Genomic DNA, 17,158 nt, shown 5'->3' on the forward strand with positions numbered 1-17,158 from the left:
AAGCCGGGCCGCCACCACCTCGGCGGCGGCCCGGATCTGTTGCGGTATTTGGGATTACTGGGCGGGTTCGCCGTTGGTCATGAAGTCCAGGACCGCGGCCACCTCGGCACTGGTGAGGTCCTTCGACTTCTGGACCTCGGGGCGAGTGCGTCCACGAAGGAAGGCGATCGCCTCTTCGGGATCGGTAATTCCGCCCTCGGCCAGTCCGGCGACGAGCCGCGCGATCTCCGCCTCGGTCGCCGGTGTGTCAGTCGCCTCCGCGGGATCCTCGGAAACTCCCAACGCTGCAGCGAGGCCGGCGGTGCCACCCTTTGGCGCTGTGACGCGCTCGGACTTCACTTGCACCGGCTGCTGCAGATTCAGATCCTCGACCGAGTGGGACATGCCGAGAAGTACGTCAGGGAATCCGGTTCGGGCAACTTCGGCCTGGCACTTGGCGCGGAGCATCTCAACGGGCAGTGACGTGTACAGCTTGTTGGTCAAGAATCCTGCGGCCTTTGCGCGCTCGATGGTCCAGGTCGACGTGACCTCGTCACCGGTGTCTGCGCGGCGACCCTTCCACGTGACCGACTCGGGTGTGGCTTCCACCTCCCACGCTCGGTGTCCGGCCGCGATGACCTGAGCGACCATGGCCCGGCTGTAAATCGCGGGCTTGCCGCGCACGATGAAGATGTTCTGCAGGGACTGGACTGCCGAGAATCCGAGTTCGGCGCCGTACAGGATTGCGGCGGTAGCGTTGTCGGCTGCGGCAGGGTTCTCCTTTTTGCCGTCCGGGTACTGCTGGTAGGTCTCGGGGACCATCGCCGTTACTGCCAGCGCCTTGCCGAGCTGGTGTGCGGCGACCATCGCGCGGGCCTGCTTCTCGATGCGCTCGAGCGCGCGGTCTGACGGGTCGAGGGTCTCGACTGCAGAAGGTGCGTTGTAGGGAGCGATTTCGTTGGTCATGCTGAGATTCCTTCGATCGTGGCCGGATCGGCCTTGGTGTTGGAGCGGAGTGAGATTGAGTCGCCACGACCTGGTGTCCGGGTGGCGATCTTGAGATCGATGACGACAGCGGTCTGTGCATTGCCCATGACGTCGAGGACGCGAGTCTTCAACCCCCGCAGTCGCTTCGTGATCTCTTTGTCGTCGGCCACCGCGGTCAGGTAGTCCGCGGCGAGGTCGGGATCGAGTTGGACCTCGCGTCCGTCGATCTCGGGGTGCAGTCGACGGACGGTCTCGTAGGTGCTGATCGTGTCGTCGAGTTCGGGTGGTTCACCAGCGGCCAGGCTGGCATTCCACTTCCGCACCGCTGCGACGATCGCCGCGGCGAGTTGTGCGCTGTACTCGATAACGTAGATCTTCGGCTTGCCGTACTGCGGCCACAGAACGATGTTCGCGGGGGTAGTGAAGCCGGTGACCCGCTGCTGCCAGATCACCTGTGCGGCATAGTCGGCGGGCACTTCGCCCGATCCGTCGTCGCCCCACTCTGCGAGGTCGCGCGCTGTTTTGATCTCGGCGATACGGCGCAGTGATCCACGTGATGCTCGGCCGTCGATCGTTGCTGCGTTCCCGAACTCGAACCCGTCGTCGGTGTACTGAACCTCGCCACGAGAGAGTCGCCAGCCGGGGTTCTTGAATCGCCAGTACTCCCCCGCTGCGAGCTCGACGGCGTGTCCATAGTCGAAATCGTCCTGCTGTGCCGTGCCGATCGGTTCGGACGGCAGGTTGCCGGCCATCTCGTGCCACAGCGAGAACTGGGACTTGAACCGAGAGATACCGAGGATGGACGGGATCTTCGACGCGGTGATCAGCTTGAGCCACTCGGGCGATCCAGGCTCGGCCTTGTCGGTGACGATGCGCGAGGTCACTGCGGCACCCCCGCTTCCGCGCCGAGGGCCTTGATCCGGTCCGGCCTGAAACCGGACCAGTGCGCGACCTGCCCATCGGCTTCGACGATTACGACGGGCGCCGAGAAGTATCCGAGATCGATCGCCTTCTGACGGGCGCCCGCGTCGACGGTGATGTCGACGACGTCGTACTCGATGCCGTGCTTGTCGAAATGCGTCTTGGTGAAATCGCATTGGACGCAATCAGGTTTGGTGAGGACGGTGACGTTCATCGTCTGCTCCGATCAAGTCTGAGGTTGTCAGGGTGAGTGGCCCAGATGTTGGCGCCATACTGGACGTTGACCAGTTGTCGGCCGTCCCTGTCGACGCTGCGGATGATTCCGGGCTCGGTTTCGAGAGTTGCTGGGTGCGTGTAGATCACCGGCTTGCCGACGTTCTCGACGGCTTCGGAGAGTCTCATTCCGACTCTCCATCCCTTGCTGAGTCGAACGCCTCGCGACGTTCGGATTCGATGCGGGCGAGCTTGAATGTCGCGGCGTCTGACTGGCCGCCAAACACACAACTGGGAGCGCAAGGAGCGGACCGCAATTTGCTGCAGGTCTCGCATTTCCATGTGATGTAGTGCTTCACCGGTTGCGCCGGCGCACGCTCAGGGAAGTGCTCGACACAGTCCGCGACGAGACGGTCGTACGCGTGGTCGACCTGCTCGCCGATCTCCTGCTCGTACCAGCTCAGGCTGTTGACCGGATCCTGCAGCGGGTCAGTCACTTCGCCGCCTTGGATGCACGCTTTACGGGAGCCCTCTTAGCTGCGACCCTTTTCGTGGGAGCACGTTTTGCCGGTGACTTAGCTGCAGCCTTGGCGGGAGCCTTCTTTCGCGGTGCGATCGTCGGTGACTCGGGCGACAACAGGTCAAGCCATGGTGCGATGAACTCGTCGAACTCGATCGGATTGCCGCGAATGAGCATCTGGATGCCGAGGAAATAATCGCCGATGGTCACAAGAAGCGGCTTGTGAGGCGAGACCGCATGAACGCGCATCGAGTCGCCGGAATTCCATTTCGCGAACCTGAAGTCCGCCAGGAAATCAGGGTTGATGTGGAATGTTCCACAGGTCGCCTCGTCGCCCAATGTGGTGGACAGGATCTTGTCCATTCGAGGAAACTCGCTGCCCTGTAGATGCAGTGCGATTCGAGTGTTGTCGACGTCCACAACTTCGAAGATTCCGAGTTCGACTCGAACCATCAACGGTTCGCGCTTCTGCCCTGCGGTGCCGCCCTGAACTACTTTGAGCAGTTTGGCAACAGCATCGCGACCCAGGAAGCCAAGTCGACCGCTTCCTCCGGTGAGCTCCTTCACGTCCATTCGGATTGCGCCGACGCGATACCTGTCCGTTCCGACGACCGCCAACTTGCCGTCATGGATCGACAGATCAAGACCGCAGATCATGGGGATCGTGTCGTCTTTGCCCGCGAACTTCAGCGCGGTGTTGAGAGCTCGGGCGAAGTCGCCGCGGCCGATTCCAAATGTAGTGCTCATGCTGTTGCCTCCGTGGTCCATTCGATTCGCTTCATTGCGTTGCCCCAGCCCTCGTGGTTGCCGACATGGCCGGCGAGCTTGGCGCAGGTGAGATCTGTTCGTGTGCCGTGCGGCTGGCGGCATGGAGCGCCGCGTCCGTTGCAGGGCTGCCCGGATTTCGTGCATTCGGTGGTGTGGATGTGGTCGCTCACGGCCGGACCTCGATCTGATCGATCGGCAGGTCGTAGGTGAACATTCCGTCGACTTCACTCACGAACGATGCGAACCAACCGCGAAAGTCCGAGGGATTGAAAGCGTCGTCAAACAGTTCGTCCGGGTCAACGAACGATTCCTCGTCGTATCCGACGATGCGGCCGATGCCGAGGACGTCCACAACCCCAAGCTCGCCACCCTTGACGACGAACCGTCCGTCAATGATCTGAATATGGTGCGGTCGAGGAACTTTCAGGTGATCGTTTGCCGGGCTCTGGTAGTGAATCGTGATCGTTTTGCTCATGCCGTCACCAGTGCCAGCCAGCCGATGATGCCGAACGCGGCACCGAGGAGGAATGCGACGACGAGGACGACGAGTCCGCTGCGCACGTCCTTCACGAGTTCCTCGCGTGCGTCGTCGGCAGTCTGCAGAATCAGGTCATCGTCAGCGGTCTGCGCTGCCTGGTGGTCGACCCAGAAGTCGGCGATCTTCGAGTCAGTTGCGTTGTCTGGTGGGGTGTTTTGGGTATGCGTCATCGCAAAATGTCCTTCGCAGGAGAAATGGGAGTTTGGGAAGTTTGGACCGGTGGCGTCGGGTTGCCGGCCATCTGGACCGGCACGGTCCTACAGTGGTGACGCCACCGGAGTCATTGGGTTACATCGGGATAGCGGCTCGGAGGGCGCCGAGCGCGGAGATGTAATCGTTGCCAGCTTCGATCAGTGCGAGCATCGCGGCCGTCTCCTCCTCGTCGGTACGCGGACCGGTCGGGCAATCGAGATTGTGTTGCGCCGCAAGTCGGGCGTCCTCGGCGTCGAACAGCGACCGCACCGCGGACTCGGCGAGCTGACGCTGCATTGCGGTGGTGGCGATCATGCTGCGCTCTCCTTCATCCACCGCGGCACCATCCGTGAGATCGCCTGCGCACCTTCGGCAGTGATCTTGAGTGTGTGCATGACCTCGCCTCGGAACCGCGGGGCTTCGTGAGTTTCGCATCGCTGGAAGTACGCCTTCTTGTCCGAGCGCTCCGAGTAACGGCGGACCGGAATCTTGCAGCCCTTCGAGTTGGACCAGCGAGACGTTTCCTCGACGTAGATCCATTTACGGTCGATCAGTTCTCGGCGAAGCCAGCCTTCGCTGATATCGAGCGTCGAAGCCACCGTGCGGAACGACATGACGTCACTGCCTGCCACGAAGATGTCGACGTACTCCGCCTTCGGCTCAAGCTCTGCCACGCGCTCAGTGAGTGCAGCCACGCGGGTGGCTGAGATCGAGAGCGCCTGATGGATCAGCTCGTCATCGGTAAGCGCCGGCGCCGCGGAGTAGGTGCCGGTGTCCCGAATTGCGGGCCACACCTCGTGAGTCAAGAAGCGACGGAAGCGGCGAGCTTCGGGCTTGCGGGAGTCGAGGACGAGATCTGTTGCGCCATCCTCGGACACGACCCACATGTTGCGGTTCTGTCCGCCCGACCTGATTGGGGTTAAAACCCGATCAGCTTCGTCGAGTCGTTCGACCGCGGTTCGCACATCCTTGATGTCGAGCGCCTGACAGATGTCGAGGGCAACCGCCCAACGCTTGCCGTCGATGTCGGCGGTCCGGATCTCGGTGGACTCGTAGCTGAAGCGTTCGATGCTCATGCGAGGCCGCCATTCTTGGCCTGATCGTGGAGTGCTGCGCGCAGCTCGTCGATGAGAAGGAAAGTTGCGTCTCGGTCGAAGTAGAGGTCATCGGTGCCGCCGACACTCATGGCAATCGCATTGAGCGGTGCGTCGTAGCGAGCCGAGATGTGCGGGTCAGTGACCTCGGACGCCGGGGTAGCCGAAGCATCCCCGGCGACGGGCCCATCTCCTACGCTGTGAGCGCCAGCATCAACAACAGAAGGAGAAGAATTGTGAGCGACATAGAGACTGACCAGCTGCTTTCGATCATCGAGGCATGGCCCGTCGATGAGTCCACTCCCGTCACGCACTTCATCAAGTCCGACCTGCTTGCGTCGATCCGAGAGGGCGGCGAGCCGAGGGCTGAGGTCTTGCCCGCCTATGTCATTCCGCGATTGGTTGACACGATTGCGAAGCTCGAGCGTCGTATCCTTGCTTTGGAAGCTCAAGCTTCCGATACCGAGTAGGTCGCCAGACTTCGCCAGTTCCCTGCTCATGACGACATGCGTGCCATCGTAAGCGAGGGATTGTGCGGTAATCTCAGTCATTAGATTCCTTTTCCAGAGGTGATCGACGGGCCGTCATCTGTTCGCGCAGATGGCGGCTTTTTCATGCGGTGCGCCGGAGCCTTTGAGGTTTGACGCCAGATCGCCAAGCGATCGCGTCGGACGGAAGAATCAGCCACCGACTCTTGCGACTGCCGGTCTGCCTGGCCTTGAGTTCGCCTCGCTGGCAAGCAATCACGACTGCGTCGTATGACGGACTTGTGTACGTGCCCGGCCCCTGCCAGCCGAGCAGGTGCGCAATCTGCTTCGGGGTCTGCGGAATCTCGGCGCTCATGCCGCGCTCCGAGTGAGGGCGTCTGAAGTCGGGATGAGTTGTTCGAAAGGAACATTGAGTGCGATCGCGATCAGTACGATCTGATCGAGGCCAAACGAGACCTGCCCGTTCAGGCGACGCTTCAGGGTCGATGTCGGGATTCCGGTGGCGTCTGACAGAGATTCAATGGTCGCGCCGGCTGCCTTTTTGGCGTCTCGCACGGCCGCTGCGGTGAGTTCGTTGATTGGGACCATGTGGACCAGATTAAGGCCCATACGGACCAAATGTCAAGCATGGGATTACGCGCCTTGGTCCATACGGGACAAAGAAGTTTCTTTTCGGTCCTAAATGTGGTCTAATATGACCTATGGATATAGAACAGCTGAACAGGATGATCGGCGACGAGATTAGAGCAGCTCGCGCGCGAATGAACCTCAGCAGGGAAGCATTGGCCACGAAGACGGGCCTGAGTTCAAAGACTATCCAGCGCCTTGAGAATGGTGAGCGTCCCGCGGACATGGCTCAAATGGGGGCGATCTGTGAAGTCTTCGGCGAGCAGATACCTGAGTTGCTAGGTCGCGCTATTGCAAGACTGGATCAGTAGCTTCCAGTCCAACTGGAGAGCGTGAGCGATCACCACGATCTCGGACACCGAGAACTCGCGCTCTCCAAGGATCTGCTGCCGCACCTGTTGTGCCGATCGCTTTGTCAGTCCCGCTACGCGCTCGAGACTGATGGATCGATCAACAACTACTGCTCGGTGCAGCTCCGCCTCAATTGTCATTTACCCCGCCTTTGGATCTTCCCTACCATTCGAACCTCGAACAGTTCGAACATATGTTCGCACACAACGGCGACATCGGTCCGCTATTGGTCCGTTTCTTGAAAGGAGTCGTCGATGGCAACCATCAAGTCGTACGACACGAAGTCGGGCCTGCGGTACAAGGTTCGGTACATGAAGCCAGACGGCTCCCAAGGATCCAAAGCAGGCTTTCCTAGCAAGCCTGCGGCCGAGAGTTTCGCCAATCGCATCGAGGTCAGGAAGCTCGACGGCGAGTTCGTGGACCCGAAGCACGGGAAGCTGACAATCGAATCTTTGGCGCAACCGTGGCTCGACACCAAGAAGGCGAAGCTGAAGGCCTCGGCCTACAAGCCGCTCGAATCGGCGTGGAGGGTTCACGTAAAGCCCGAGTGGGGAACCGTGCGAATTGCGGACATCGAAGTCACGATGGTTGAGGACTGGATCACGGACCTAGTCACCGATCAGAGAGACCCAGCCAATCCGGAAGTGATCATCAAGAAGGCCGCGAGCGCGACGACGGTGATCCGTGCGCACGCTGTTCTGTCCGGTTTGCTCGACCGGGCGGTCCGAGACCGGAAGATCCTCGCGAACAAGGCTCGCGATGTAGACAACCTCCCGCGGAAAGTTGCGAAGCGGAAGATCTATCTGACACACGCTCAAGTCGCCTCACTGGCCGATAGTGCCGGGGAATGGTCGACCCTCGTCCTGTTCCTGGCGTACTGCGGCCTCCGATGGGGTGAGGCTATCGGACTGCAAGTTGGCGACCTCGACCTTCTGCGCCGGCGCGTGAGCGTCAACCGGAACGCCGTAGAGGTTGGATCGGAGATCGTCGTGGGGACGCCGAAGTCGAACAAGCCCCGCTCGATCCCCATCCCCGCATTCCTCGTCGACGAGCTCTCGAAGCAGTGCGTCGGGAAGGGTCGCGAGGCGCTGGTCTTCTCGGGACCGGACGGCGATTTCATGCGCAGGCCGAAGACGCCACGCGGGTGGTTCATCCGAGCCGTAGAGGCTGCAGAGCTCCCGACGATCACTCCGCACGACCTTCGGCACACCGCGGCGTCACTGGCGATCTCAGCGGGCGCAAACGTGAAGGCTGTGCAAAGGATGCTCGGTCACGAGTCCGCGGCGCTCACTTTGGACGTGTACGCAGAACTGTTTGACGACGATCTGGATACCGTCGCGAGCGCGCTGGACCGGGCTCGACTGGCCGTCATCAATTCGTAGGCTGTCCGAAAACTGTCCGCTCCCGCCGAGTCCACGCCGATTTGTGGCACAAAAAAGCCCCTCACCTGCACTCGCAGATGAGGGGCTTTTGTGGGCGCGGAGGGTTTCGAACCCCCGACCGCTGGTGTGTAAAACCAGAGCTCTACCACTGAGCTACACGCCCGAACTCCCGGTGAGACCCTCACCGGGAGTGCTCTAAGACTCTAGCGCGGCAAGCGCGTTTGCCCAAAGTCCGTGGTCACGGGCTTCTCCGGGGCCGTTCATCTCGGCAAAACGAATGACTCCGTCTTTGTCGATGACAAAGGTGCCACGATTCGCGAAGCCCAACTTGTCGTTGAACACCTCGTACTTCTGAGCGACCTCACCGTGCGGCCAGAAGTCCGACAGCAAGGGAAATGTGTATCCCTGCTCAGCTGACCAGATCTTGTGAGTCGGCGAAGCACCGACAGAAATCGCGAGAATGGCGGTGTCGTCGTTCTCGAACTTCGGAAGCTCGTCACGGACCTTGCAGAGTTCCCCCTGACAAGTCCCGGTGAAGGCCAACGGATAGAAGACCAGCAGAACGTTCTTCTTACCGCGGAAATCTGCTAGCGAAACTTCCTGGTTGTTCTGGTCCTTCAAGGTGAAATCCGGTGCCTGGGCACCAACTTCGAGAGGCATGTGCGATTCCTTGGGAAAGTGCGGAAAGGACCGGGTCAGCGCTTGTTGGCCGGACGAGCCTTCGGCTGAACCAGTCGACTTCCCGACCAGTCACCGAGGTTGGCTGCCGATGTCTGCGTCAGGCCGGCAGTCGGCGCCGATTCGGCGATCTCGCTGGGCTCGACGTGTCCGTCGAGACCGGTCTTGGGAGTGAGAACCCACACGAAGCCTTCGTCGGCGAGGGGCCCGATGGCATCCATGAGGGCGTCCACCAGGTCACCGTCCTCGTCGCGCCACCACAGCAGCACGACGTCGATGACCTCGTCGGAATCCTCGTCGAGCATTTCCCCGCCGATGGTTTCCTCAACCGCGGCACGAATGCCGTCGTCGGTATCCTCATCCCAGCCCAGTTCCTGCACCACCATGTCAGTGGTAATCCCGAGTTTCTGAGCGTAGTTCTGGGCATCCGCCGCGGCGACCACGGTGGGGTCCTCCTTTTGTTGATGGTGTGTGGCGACCCCGCACACCTACCGTTTGACGATCAATTAGGGAAAGCGAACATGGTCTGAGGCGTTAGCGCAAGCCGACCACGCCGAAAACTTTCACCAAAGATCGTCTTCTGACACACGGCGAACCTTACGCCTGCGGATTACCGCAGGTCACAGGGATCCACATTCATCGAAGATCGACTTGCGAATCGAATTGCTCGTATCGCTGATCGAATTGATTTCATCGGCCGAATGATCACTCTCGATCACGACAGCAGATGAAAGTAGGTTCGCGGCCAATTCGGCGAACAGTCCGGAAAGTTGCGTCGGAAGTTCACTCGAGACCGAGTCGAACCACGAGGCCGTCTCCCTTGCCGAGGAAGCAGCAGCGCTTGCTTCGGCTCTCAGGTCGGTCTCACCATGATTTCCGGCGTCGACGTAGGCATTGAACGCGACCACGTCGTTTTTCGATCGAGAGACCGCTTCCTCACAGATCGCGAAAGCTGCCTCTGCCGCATCTGCCGCCGCTTTCGACGAGGACGCGGCGGCCATCGAAATACTCACCTCGGATTGGTATGCAGCCACGTGCGCTTCATTGGGTTCTGCCGATCCGGTCACCGCCGCCGAACATCCCACGATCACCGACAGTCCCACTGCGATCGATCCGACCGAGACCCACGCCCCGACCCTGCCGTAATTGATTTCTTTGTTTATTTTTTCCCACCCCTTCATACGTTCCGATCGATCCCCCAAGCCTGTGACTACGGGGAACCATCACACCCCTGCGTCACGCCGAAAAACGCTACCCGAGAGTAACCAGAGGCGAGGTGTGCCGGACCGACCGGGATGGTGAAAGATGAGGTACGCGCCATATTCACGATGGAAGTGCGTCGGACCTAACAAGGCCTCGATCACCTATGTAAGGACGCCCCACCACGCGTCCCCAAACCAATGAGGAGCACACGTTGTCTGACCTGATCCAGGGTCCCGCGTCCGGGCAGAACGCCGATTCCGGCGCCGCCGGCGAGTCGGGTTCGCCCGCGTCGAACACGCCGGGGGGAACCGACGGTCGCGTTCGCGTCATTCGCGAAGGTGTTGCGTCGTACCTGCCGGACATCGATCCGGACGAGACCACCGAATGGCTCGAATCATTCGACGGACTTCTGGATCGATCCGGACCCACGCGTGCCCGCTACCTCATGCTCCGCATGCTCGAACGCGCCGGTGAGAAGCACGTCGCACTCCCCGCGCTCACCTCGACCGACTACGTCAACACGATTCCGACCGAAAACGAGCCGTGGTTCCCCGGCGACGAAGAGGTCGAGCGCCGCTATCGCGCCTGGATCCGTTGGAACGCCGCGATCATGGTCCACCGCGCCCAGCGACCGGGCGTCGGCGTCGGCGGTCACATCTCCACCTACGCATCCTCGGCAGCGTTGTACGAGGTCGGCTTCAATCACTTCTTCCGCGGCAAGGACCACCCGGGCGGAGGCGACCACATCTTCATCCAGGGTCACGCCTCCCCCGGCATCTACGCCCGCGCCTTCCTCGAGGGCCGCATCCCCGCGGAACAGCTCGACGGATTCCGCCAGGAGAAGTCGCACGCGGACTTCGGCGGCGCACTGCCGTCCTACCCGCACCCGCGGCTGCTTCCCGACTTCTGGGAGTTCCCGACGGTCTCGATGGGCCTCGGCCCGATGAACGCCATCTACCAGGCCCGGTTCAACCACTACCTCAACGACCGCGGCATCAAGGACACCACCGATCAGCACGTGTGGGCGTTCCTCGGCGACGGCGAAATGGACGAGCCCGAATCACGCGGCCTCGCTCACGTCGCGGCAACCGAAGGCCTCGACAACCTCACGTTCGTCGTGAACTGCAACCTCCAACGCCTCGACGGCCCGGTCCGCGGCAACGGAAAGATCATCCAGGAACTGGAATCGTTCTTCCGCGGTGCCGGCTGGAACGTCATCAAGGTCGTCTGGGGCCGCGAGTGGGATGCGCTGCTGCACGCCGATCGCGACGGCGCGCTGGTCAACCTGATGAACGTGACGCCGGACGGTGACTACCAGACGTACAAGGCCAACGACGGCGCGTTCGTACGCGATCACTTCTTCGGACGTGACCCCCGCACCAAGGAACTGGTCAAGGACCTCACCGACCAGGAAATCTGGAACCTCAAGCGCGGTGGCCACGACTACCGCAAGGTCCACGCCGCCTACGCAGCGGCCATGGCACACAAGGGCCAGCCGACAGTCATCCTGGCGCACACCATCAAGGGCTACACCCTCGGTAAGCACTTCGAGGGCCGCAACGCCACACACCAGATGAAGAAGCTGACGCTGGACGATCTCAAGGCGTTCCGCGACATGCAGCACATCCCGATCTCGGATGCCGAGCTCGAGAAGGATCCGTACCTGCCTCCGTACTACCACCCGGGCGCGGACGCTCCCGAGATCAAGTACATGCTCGACCGTCGCAAAGCACTCGGCGGGTTCCTGCCTTCCCGCAACACCGACGCTGCTCCGCTCAAGCTCCCCGAGGACAAGACGTACGACGTCATCCGCAAGGGCTCGGGCAAGCAGGAAGTCGCCACCACCATGGCGATCGTGCGCATCCTCAAGGAACTGTTGCGCGACAAGGAGATCGGCAAGCGGATCGTGCCGATCATTCCGGACGAGGCCCGTACGTTCGGTATGGACTCGTGGTTCCCGTCGCTGAAGATCTACAACCGCAACGGACAGCTCTACACCTCCGTCGACGCCGAACTCATGCTCGCCTACAAGGAGAGCCCGATCGGCCAGATCCTGCACGAGGGCATCAACGAGGCCGGTTCGACGGCATCGTTCACCGCAGTCGGCACGTCCTACGCCACCCACGGTGAACCGATGATTCCGCTGTACATCTTCTACTCGATGTTCGGTTTCCAGCGCACCGGCGACGGCCTGTGGGCGGCCGCCGACCAGATGGCTCGCGGATTCGTTCTCGGCGCGACCGCCGGTCGTACCACTCTGACCGGTGAAGGTCTCCAGCACGCCGACGGACACTCGCTGCTCCTGGCATCGACCAACCCGGCCGCTGTCACGTACGACGCCGCGTTCTCGTACGAGTTGGCGCACATCGTCAAGGACGGCTTGCGGCGCATGTACGGCGGCACCGAGGGCGTCGACGGTTTCGGTGGCGAGAACATCTTCTACTACCTGACCATCTACAACGAGCCGTACGTTCAGCCGGCCGAGCCCGAAGGTCTCGACGTCGAGGGCTTGCTCAAGGGCATCTACCTCTACAAGACGTCCGAAGCAGCCGGCCCGAAGGCACAGATCCTCGTCTCCGGTGTCGCGATGCCCGAGGGTCTGCGTGCGCAGAAGCTGCTCGCCGACGAATGGGGCGTCTCGGCCGACGTCTGGTCGGTCACGTCCTGGGGTGAGCTGCGCCGCGAAGGCGTCGAATGCGAACGTCAGGCGCTGCTCAATCCGTCCGAGGATGCTCCGGTTCCCTTCGTCACCACGGCGTTGTCCTCGGCCCAAGGCCCCGTCGTCGCGGCTTCGGACTGGATGCGGGCGGTCTCGGATCAAATCCGTCAGTGGGTTCCCGGCGACTACACCACGCTCGGCACGGACGGGTTCGGGTTCTCCGACACCCGCACTGCAGCGCGTCGCTACTTCAACGTCGATGCCGAGTCCATCGTCGTTGCCGTGCTGATCGGTTTGGCGAAGGAAGGATCGATCGAGCGGTCGAAGGCCGTCGAAGCAGCGAGCCGATACCGCATCGACGACGTGAATGCTGCTCCCGAGCAGACCGGGGACACCGGTAGCGCCTAAGTCGTAGGGCAACAGTCCCAGCGATCGAAAACAGACCTACGCCCATCGCCGCGGGTGTCATCTCGACATCCGCTGCGGCGATGGGCGTAGGTTTTTCTCATGCCCGAACCTGATCCCGAGAAACCCGAAGAGGGCGTACGCCGCACTCGACCACAGTCGTCCGGGTTGCAGGCTGTACTCGCCCGCCGTCGTCAGGTTCGCGATCCACTTCCAGAAGCCTTGCTCCGCCGCGTCAAACAGTTCTCCGGTCGGCTCTCCACCGAGGCCGTGACCGTGATGGAGGAGCAGCTTCCGTTCTTCGACAGTCTCGACGCGTCGCAACGTGCCGACGTTCAACTCTTGGTGCAGACCTCGGTGGTGAACTTCCTGGAATGGCTGCGGCAACTCGACTCGGAGATCAGCTTCGGATACGAGTCGTTTCCGGTCATCCCTCAGGATCTTGCTCGACAGCTCACGCTGCGCCAGACCGTCGACATGGTCCGGGTGGCGATGGAGTTCTTCGAGAAATGGCTGCCGGCTCTCGCCCGCAACGATCAGCAGCTGATCGCGCTGACAGAAGCCGTCCTGCGCTACGGGCGTGAACTCGGTTTCGCAGCAGCGACGGTGTACGCAAGCGCCGCCGAGTCGCGAGGCGCCCTGGACACGCGGCTGGAAGCGCTCGTCGTCGACGCCGTCGTGCAGGGAGACACCGGATCGGACATGCTCTCCCGCGCAGCCACGTTGAACTGGGACGCCACGGCTCCGGCCACCGTCATCGTCGGGTCTCCCCCGCCGGACGAGCGGGTCTCGGTTGCCGGCACCGTCCACGCGACTGCCGCCGCGCACGGGCGCGCTGTTCTCGCCGTGGTGCAGGGTCCGCGACTGGTGATGATCGTCAGCGGCGAGCTGAGCAGTAAGACGGAAGGCAGCCAATTCCTTCAAGACCTGCTCATGAGTTTCGCCGACGAGCCGGTGGTGATCGGCCCGACGACACCCTCGTTGAGCGCAGCGCACTTCAGTGCGTCCGAAGCTCTGGCGGGAATCAAGGCTGTTGCCGGGTGGCGCGGCGCACCTCGTCCCGTTTTCGCGACTGAACTGCTCCCGGAACGGGCACTACTGGGAGACGCCGCTGCCGTGAAGGCTCTTCGCGATTTCCTCGTCGCACCTTTAGCTGAATCCGGCACAGTCTTGACCGATACTTTAGACAGTTATCTCGACTGTGGAGGTGCGGTTGAGACTTGTGCACGTCTTCTGTTTGTTCATCCAAATACCGTTCGGTACCGCTTGAAGCGAATCGCCGAAGTTACCGGCCGGGATCCAACGAATCCACGCGACGCGTATGTACTACGGATCGCCGCTACCGTGGGCCGATTGACACAAATCGATCTCAAATCGAACAATTCGGTTACTTCAGTCACATCTTTAACATCCGGACAAACAAACCTGTAACCCCTGAGCGTCCAATTTCGATGGCCGAGCGCGACGTGGGATTTTGTGGGAACCCTACAAAACACTTCGCCAGAGTTCATCGCGACCGACATCTCGCAGGTCGCTCGCGGCGGTGTTCTCTTAATAAGTGATTTCGTTGCTCGCCCCGGGACAGGGCTCTCAGACACCCGGCATGCTCAGCCCCTGGCTGGCACTGCCCGGAGCACAAGACCGCCTCGAAGTGTGGTCGAAGGCAGCCGGCCTGGACCTCGTCCGACTCGGCACGACCGCGACCGCCGAAGAAATCACCGACACCTCGGTAACCCAGCCCCTCGTCGTTGCCGCTGCTCTGCTGGCATACGAGGAAATCGAATCACGTGGGCTCCTCGGCGCCGACGTCATCGCTGCCGGCCATTCGGTGGGTGAGCTTGCCGCTGCTGCGGTCGCCGGTGTTATTTCCGCTGACGACGCGGTCGCGCTTGCCGCCCTCCGTGGCGCCGAGATGGCCAAGGCTTGTTCGCTCGAGCCCACGGGCATGTCAGCCGTTCTCGGTGGAGACGAAGCCGAAGTGCTCGCACGAATCGAAGAACTCGGGCTGGAAGCAGCCAACCGCAATGCGGCCGGCCAGATCGTGGCGGCCGGACTGCTCACCGCGCTCGAAGAACTCGCAGCAAACGCACCCGAAAAGGCCCGAGTCCGCGCACTACCCGTCGCCGGAGCTTTCCACACCCGCTTCATGGCGCCGGCGCAGGACGCCGTCGCAGCTGCTGCCGCCAAGATCACCCCTTCCGATCCGACGCGCACGCTGCTTTCCAACTCGGATGGCGCACCCGTCTCCTCGGGCGCCGACGCCCTCACCAAGCTTGCCGCGCAGGTAACCCGCCCCGTTCGTTGGGACCTCTGCTCCGCGTCGTTGCGGACAGCAGAAGTCAGCGCGATCGTGGAACTCCCGCCGGCCGGAACCCTCGTCGGAATTGCCAAGCGTGAAATGCGTGGCACACCGACGGTGGCCCTCAAGAACCCGGAGGATATCTCCGCACTGTCCGAGCTGACCTAGCTCGGACGCCCACCCGGCCGATCAGCCCGAACGGCGGCCGGACGTTTCACCCCACCTCAATCGATCAAGAAGGGAGCCACACCAGTGGCCCACACTCAGGAAGAAATCATCGCGGAACTCGGCCAGATCGTGGAGGAGGTCACCGGTATCGAGCCTTCCGAGGTCACCGTTGACAAGTCCTTCGTGGACGACCTCGATATCGACTCCCTGTCCATGGTCGAGATCGCCGTTCAGACCGAAGACAAGTACGGCGTGAAGGTCCCCGACGAGGATCTTGCAGGTCTGCGCACCGTCGGCGACATCGTCGCGTACATCCAGAAGCTCGAAGCCGAAGGCGCCGAAGCCAAGAACGCAGAGTGAGCCGACCGTGACTTCCGCTTCTACCCGCAAAGGGAAATTCCCCGACATCGTCGTCACGAGCCTCGCGACGTCGACCTCGGTGGCTGGTGATGTGGATGGCACGTGGAAGGCGCTACTCGCCGGCGAAAGCGGCATCGGAATCCTCGATGACCCGTTCATCGACGAGTTCGACCTTCCCATTCGCATCGGCGGGCACCTGAAGGTTTCACCGGACGAGGGCTTGTCCCGCGTCGAAATTCGACGGATGAGCTGGGTGGAACGCCTTGCCCTCACGTTGAGTCGCACGGTCTGGAGCAACGCCGGCAGCCCTGAAGTCGATCAGGACCGCCTGGCCGTTGTCATCGGCACCGGACTCGGCGGCGGCGACACGCTCATCGACGCCGTCGACAAGCTCCGTGGCGGCGGATACCGCAAGGTGTCCCCGTTCTCGGTGCAGATGGTCATGCCCAACGGACCGGCCGCAACGGTCGGACTCGAACTCGGGGCCCGCGGTGGCGTCATCACTCCGGTGTCGGCATGTTCATCAGGTTCCGAGGCAATTGCTCACGCTCACCGCATGCTTGTCATGGGTGACGCGGACATGGTTGTGGCTGGTGGAGTCGAGAGCTTCATCGACGCCGTTCCGATCGCGAGCTTCGCCATGATGCGTGCGATGAGCACCAACAACGACAATCCGGCCGCAGCTTCACGTCCTTTCGACAAGGACCGCGACGGATTTGTCTTCGGCGAAGCCGGCGCCTTGATGATCCTCGAAACCGAGGAGCACGCAAAGGCACGCGGGGCAACGATTCACGCCCGCCTGCTTGGTTCCGGAATCACTTCGGACGGGTACCACATCGTGGCACCGCATCCGGAAGGCCTGGGCGCGGCGCGAGCCATGACCCGAGCAATCGAGATGGCCGGACTGACGAAGTCCGACATCAAGCACATCAACGCCCACGCCACTGCGACGCCGATCGGTGACATCGCAGAGGCAAAGGCAATCAACGCAGCGGTCGGCAATCACGCTGCGGTGTACGGCCCGAAATCCGCGCTGGGACACTCGATCGGCGCTGTCGGCGCCCTCGAATCAGTCCTCACGGTTCTGGCAGTGCGTGACGGGATCATCCCGCCCACGCTCAATGTTGACAGCCAGGATCCAGAAATCGATCTCGATGTCGTCAAGGGTGAACCCCGAACCGGCTCTTTCGATTTCGCACTGAACAACTCGTTCGGTTTCGGTGGGCACAATGTCGCGCTCGCCTTCGGTCGGGCCTAGCCCGAACCGCGGTTTGCACCTGTCCGCGGGTGTCGTTGCAACACAACGTCACCCGCGCACAACACCGA

General features: G+C 61.9%; 25 protein-coding genes and 1 tRNA gene. 7 read left to right on the top strand and 19 right to left on the bottom strand.

What is annotated here, in order from left to right; genetic code table 11:
* Nucleotides 1-54: 54 nt before the first annotated feature.
* From AC1Q61_RS07715 to AC1Q61_RS07780, 14 genes are all read right to left on the bottom strand, one after another.
* On the bottom strand, nt 55-945 hold the full coding sequence (locus AC1Q61_RS07715) for a hypothetical protein (RefSeq protein ID WP_492650854.1): 891 nt from the start codon (nt 943-945) through the stop codon (nt 55-57).
* On the bottom strand, nt 942-1,850 hold the full coding sequence (locus AC1Q61_RS07720) for a YqaJ viral recombinase family protein (protein ID WP_492650855.1): 909 nt from the start codon (nt 1,848-1,850) through the stop codon (nt 942-944). The genes AC1Q61_RS07715 and AC1Q61_RS07720 overlap by 4 nt, the downstream gene beginning before the upstream one ends.
* A complete protein-coding gene (locus AC1Q61_RS07725; RefSeq protein WP_492650856.1) occupies nt 1,847-2,101 on the bottom strand; it encodes a glutaredoxin domain-containing protein in 255 nt (84 codons plus the stop codon). The genes AC1Q61_RS07720 and AC1Q61_RS07725 overlap by 4 nt, the downstream gene beginning before the upstream one ends.
* Complete coding sequence (locus tag AC1Q61_RS07730; RefSeq protein ID WP_492650857.1) at nt 2,098-2,289, bottom strand: hypothetical protein; 192 nt, start codon at nt 2,287-2,289, stop codon at nt 2,098-2,100. Before AC1Q61_RS07730 ends, AC1Q61_RS07725 begins: the two co-directional genes overlap by 4 nt.
* Nucleotides 2,286-2,597 carry a hypothetical protein gene (locus tag AC1Q61_RS07735; RefSeq protein ID WP_492650858.1) on the bottom strand — a complete coding sequence of 104 codons (312 nt, stop codon included), beginning with the start codon at nt 2,595-2,597 and terminating at the stop codon, nt 2,286-2,288. Before AC1Q61_RS07735 ends, AC1Q61_RS07730 begins: the two co-directional genes overlap by 4 nt.
* Nucleotides 2,594-3,367 carry a hypothetical protein gene (locus AC1Q61_RS07740; RefSeq protein ID WP_492650859.1) on the bottom strand — a complete coding sequence of 258 codons (774 nt, stop codon included), beginning with the start codon at nt 3,365-3,367 and terminating at the stop codon, nt 2,594-2,596. The genes AC1Q61_RS07735 and AC1Q61_RS07740 overlap by 4 nt, the downstream gene beginning before the upstream one ends.
* Complete coding sequence (locus tag AC1Q61_RS07745; RefSeq protein ID WP_492650860.1) at nt 3,364-3,558, bottom strand: hypothetical protein; 195 nt, start codon at nt 3,556-3,558, stop codon at nt 3,364-3,366. The genes AC1Q61_RS07740 and AC1Q61_RS07745 overlap by 4 nt, the downstream gene beginning before the upstream one ends.
* Complete coding sequence (locus tag AC1Q61_RS07750) at nt 3,555-3,863, bottom strand: hypothetical protein (RefSeq protein ID WP_492650861.1); 309 nt, start codon at nt 3,861-3,863, stop codon at nt 3,555-3,557. Before AC1Q61_RS07750 ends, AC1Q61_RS07745 begins: the two co-directional genes overlap by 4 nt.
* Nucleotides 3,860-4,096 carry a hypothetical protein gene (locus tag AC1Q61_RS07755; RefSeq protein ID WP_492650862.1) on the bottom strand — a complete coding sequence of 79 codons (237 nt, stop codon included), beginning with the start codon at nt 4,094-4,096 and terminating at the stop codon, nt 3,860-3,862. Before AC1Q61_RS07755 ends, AC1Q61_RS07750 begins: the two co-directional genes overlap by 4 nt.
* A 118-nt stretch (nt 4,097-4,214) precedes the next feature.
* Complete coding sequence (locus tag AC1Q61_RS07760; protein ID WP_228232175.1) at nt 4,215-4,433, bottom strand: hypothetical protein; 219 nt, start codon at nt 4,431-4,433, stop codon at nt 4,215-4,217.
* Nucleotides 4,430-5,194 carry a BRO family protein gene (locus AC1Q61_RS07765; protein WP_492650863.1) on the bottom strand — a complete coding sequence of 255 codons (765 nt, stop codon included), beginning with the start codon at nt 5,192-5,194 and terminating at the stop codon, nt 4,430-4,432. Before AC1Q61_RS07765 ends, AC1Q61_RS07760 begins: the two co-directional genes overlap by 4 nt.
* Nucleotides 5,191-5,763 carry a hypothetical protein gene (locus AC1Q61_RS07770; protein WP_492650864.1) on the bottom strand — a complete coding sequence of 191 codons (573 nt, stop codon included), beginning with the start codon at nt 5,761-5,763 and terminating at the stop codon, nt 5,191-5,193. Before AC1Q61_RS07770 ends, AC1Q61_RS07765 begins: the two co-directional genes overlap by 4 nt.
* Nucleotides 5,764-5,824: 61 nt before the next feature.
* A complete protein-coding gene (locus AC1Q61_RS07775) occupies nt 5,825-6,055 on the bottom strand; it encodes a hypothetical protein (protein ID WP_256082736.1) in 231 nt (76 codons plus the stop codon).
* A complete protein-coding gene (locus AC1Q61_RS07780; protein ID WP_492650865.1) occupies nt 6,052-6,288 on the bottom strand; it encodes a helix-turn-helix domain-containing protein in 237 nt (78 codons plus the stop codon). Before AC1Q61_RS07780 ends, AC1Q61_RS07775 begins: the two co-directional genes overlap by 4 nt.
* A gap of 137 nt (nt 6,289-6,425) precedes the next feature.
* Here AC1Q61_RS07780 and AC1Q61_RS07785 point away from each other — a divergent pair, with 137 nt between their 5' ends.
* Nucleotides 6,426-6,638 carry a helix-turn-helix domain-containing protein gene (locus AC1Q61_RS07785; RefSeq protein ID WP_353802425.1) on the top strand — a complete coding sequence of 71 codons (213 nt, stop codon included), beginning with the start codon at nt 6,426-6,428 and terminating at the stop codon, nt 6,636-6,638.
* Here the strand turns inward: AC1Q61_RS07785 and AC1Q61_RS07790 are convergent.
* Nucleotides 6,606-6,818 (bottom strand): hypothetical protein, encoded by a 213-nt coding sequence (locus AC1Q61_RS07790; protein WP_256082737.1) that lies wholly within the window; start codon nt 6,816-6,818, stop codon nt 6,606-6,608. The genes AC1Q61_RS07785 and AC1Q61_RS07790 overlap by 33 nt on opposite strands.
* 114 nt (nt 6,819-6,932) lie before the next feature.
* Between AC1Q61_RS07790 and AC1Q61_RS07795 the strand changes: the two genes are divergently transcribed.
* A complete protein-coding gene (locus AC1Q61_RS07795; RefSeq protein WP_351644541.1) occupies nt 6,933-8,060 on the top strand; it encodes a tyrosine-type recombinase/integrase in 1,128 nt (375 codons plus the stop codon).
* A 91-nt stretch (nt 8,061-8,151) separates the two neighbouring features.
* On the opposite strand, the gene AC1Q61_RS07800 is transcribed toward AC1Q61_RS07795, so the two are convergent.
* From AC1Q61_RS07800 to AC1Q61_RS07815, 4 genes are all read right to left on the bottom strand, one after another.
* A tRNA-Val gene (locus AC1Q61_RS07800) sits at nt 8,152-8,223 on the bottom strand.
* Nucleotides 8,224-8,255: 32 nt separating this feature from the next.
* On the bottom strand, nt 8,256-8,720 hold the full coding sequence (locus tag AC1Q61_RS07805) for a peroxiredoxin (protein WP_019748962.1): 465 nt from the start codon (nt 8,718-8,720) through the stop codon (nt 8,256-8,258).
* A 35-nt stretch (nt 8,721-8,755) separates the two neighbouring features.
* Nucleotides 8,756-9,181 (bottom strand): DUF3052 domain-containing protein, encoded by a 426-nt coding sequence (locus AC1Q61_RS07810; RefSeq protein WP_003941575.1) that lies wholly within the window; start codon nt 9,179-9,181, stop codon nt 8,756-8,758.
* Nucleotides 9,182-9,358: 177 nt separating this feature from the next.
* On the bottom strand, nt 9,359-9,772 hold the full coding sequence (locus AC1Q61_RS07815; RefSeq protein WP_492650866.1) for an Rv2240c family protein: 414 nt from the start codon (nt 9,770-9,772) through the stop codon (nt 9,359-9,361).
* Nucleotides 9,773-10,152: 380 nt separating this feature from the next.
* Between AC1Q61_RS07815 and aceE the strand changes: the two genes are divergently transcribed.
* The 5 genes from aceE to AC1Q61_RS07840 all read left to right on the top strand — a co-directional run bounded on the left by aceE (nt 10,153) and on the right by AC1Q61_RS07840 (nt 17,090).
* The gene (gene aceE / locus AC1Q61_RS07820) at nt 10,153-13,008 is read left to right on the top strand and encodes a pyruvate dehydrogenase (acetyl-transferring), homodimeric type (RefSeq protein WP_007735476.1); all 2,856 of its coding nucleotides are present in this window, start codon (nt 10,153-10,155) and stop codon (nt 13,006-13,008) included.
* Nucleotides 13,009-13,107: 99 nt separating this feature from the next.
* The gene (locus tag AC1Q61_RS07825) at nt 13,108-14,436 is read left to right on the top strand and encodes a PucR family transcriptional regulator (protein WP_003941635.1); all 1,329 of its coding nucleotides are present in this window, start codon (nt 13,108-13,110) and stop codon (nt 14,434-14,436) included.
* 127 nt (nt 14,437-14,563) lie between these two features.
* Nucleotides 14,564-15,472: an ACP S-malonyltransferase gene (locus AC1Q61_RS07830; RefSeq protein ID WP_003941630.1), complete on the top strand. Its 909-nt coding sequence runs from the start codon at nt 14,564-14,566 to the stop codon at nt 15,470-15,472.
* 84 nt (nt 15,473-15,556) lie between these two features.
* Nucleotides 15,557-15,832, top strand: a complete 276-nt coding sequence (gene acpM, locus AC1Q61_RS07835) for a meromycolate extension acyl carrier protein AcpM (RefSeq protein WP_003941649.1) — start codon at nt 15,557-15,559, stop codon at nt 15,830-15,832.
* Nucleotides 15,833-15,839: 7 nt separating this feature from the next.
* Nucleotides 15,840-17,090 (top strand): KasA/KasB family beta-ketoacyl-ACP synthase, encoded by a 1,251-nt coding sequence (locus AC1Q61_RS07840; protein WP_003941591.1) that lies wholly within the window; start codon nt 15,840-15,842, stop codon nt 17,088-17,090.
* Nucleotides 17,091-17,158 lie beyond the last annotated feature (68 nt).

It is taken from the genome of Rhodococcus sp. MPR-R1B, assembly GCF_058793255.1.

Excerpts from the sequence above, each read along its gene's own strand:
- AC1Q61_RS07715 (WP_492650854.1), bottom strand. The coding sequence starts at position 945 with ATGACCAACGAAATCGCTCCCTACAACGCACCTTCTGCAGTCGAGACC.
- AC1Q61_RS07725 (WP_492650856.1), bottom strand. The coding sequence starts at position 2,101 with ATGAACGTCACCGTCCTCACCAAACCTGATTGCGTCCAATGCGATTTC.
- AC1Q61_RS07730 (WP_492650857.1), bottom strand. The coding sequence starts at position 2,289 with ATGAGACTCTCCGAAGCCGTCGAGAACGTCGGCAAGCCGGTGATCTAC.
- AC1Q61_RS07740 (WP_492650859.1), bottom strand. The coding sequence starts at position 3,367 with ATGAGCACTACATTTGGAATCGGCCGCGGCGACTTCGCCCGAGCTCTC.
- AC1Q61_RS07750 (WP_492650861.1), bottom strand. The coding sequence starts at position 3,863 with ATGAGCAAAACGATCACGATTCACTACCAGAGCCCGGCAAACGATCAC.
- AC1Q61_RS07755 (WP_492650862.1), bottom strand. The coding sequence starts at position 4,096 with ATGACGCATACCCAAAACACCCCACCAGACAACGCAACTGACTCGAAG.
- AC1Q61_RS07760 (WP_228232175.1), bottom strand. The coding sequence starts at position 4,433 with ATGATCGCCACCACCGCAATGCAGCGTCAGCTCGCCGAGTCCGCGGTG.
- AC1Q61_RS07765 (WP_492650863.1), bottom strand. The coding sequence starts at position 5,194 with ATGAGCATCGAACGCTTCAGCTACGAGTCCACCGAGATCCGGACCGCC.
- AC1Q61_RS07770 (WP_492650864.1), bottom strand. The coding sequence starts at position 5,763 with ATGACTGAGATTACCGCACAATCCCTCGCTTACGATGGCACGCATGTC.
- AC1Q61_RS07775 (WP_256082736.1), bottom strand. The coding sequence starts at position 6,055 with ATGAGCGCCGAGATTCCGCAGACCCCGAAGCAGATTGCGCACCTGCTC.
- AC1Q61_RS07780 (WP_492650865.1), bottom strand. The coding sequence starts at position 6,288 with ATGGTCCCAATCAACGAACTCACCGCAGCGGCCGTGCGAGACGCCAAA.
- AC1Q61_RS07785 (WP_353802425.1), top strand. The coding sequence starts at position 6,426 with ATGATCGGCGACGAGATTAGAGCAGCTCGCGCGCGAATGAACCTCAGC.
- AC1Q61_RS07790 (WP_256082737.1), bottom strand. The coding sequence starts at position 6,818 with ATGACAATTGAGGCGGAGCTGCACCGAGCAGTAGTTGTTGATCGATCC.
- AC1Q61_RS07795 (WP_351644541.1), top strand. The coding sequence starts at position 6,933 with ATGGCAACCATCAAGTCGTACGACACGAAGTCGGGCCTGCGGTACAAG.
- AC1Q61_RS07805 (WP_019748962.1), bottom strand. The coding sequence starts at position 8,720 with ATGCCTCTCGAAGTTGGTGCCCAGGCACCGGATTTCACCTTGAAGGAC.
- AC1Q61_RS07825 (WP_003941635.1), top strand. The coding sequence starts at position 13,108 with ATGCCCGAACCTGATCCCGAGAAACCCGAAGAGGGCGTACGCCGCACT.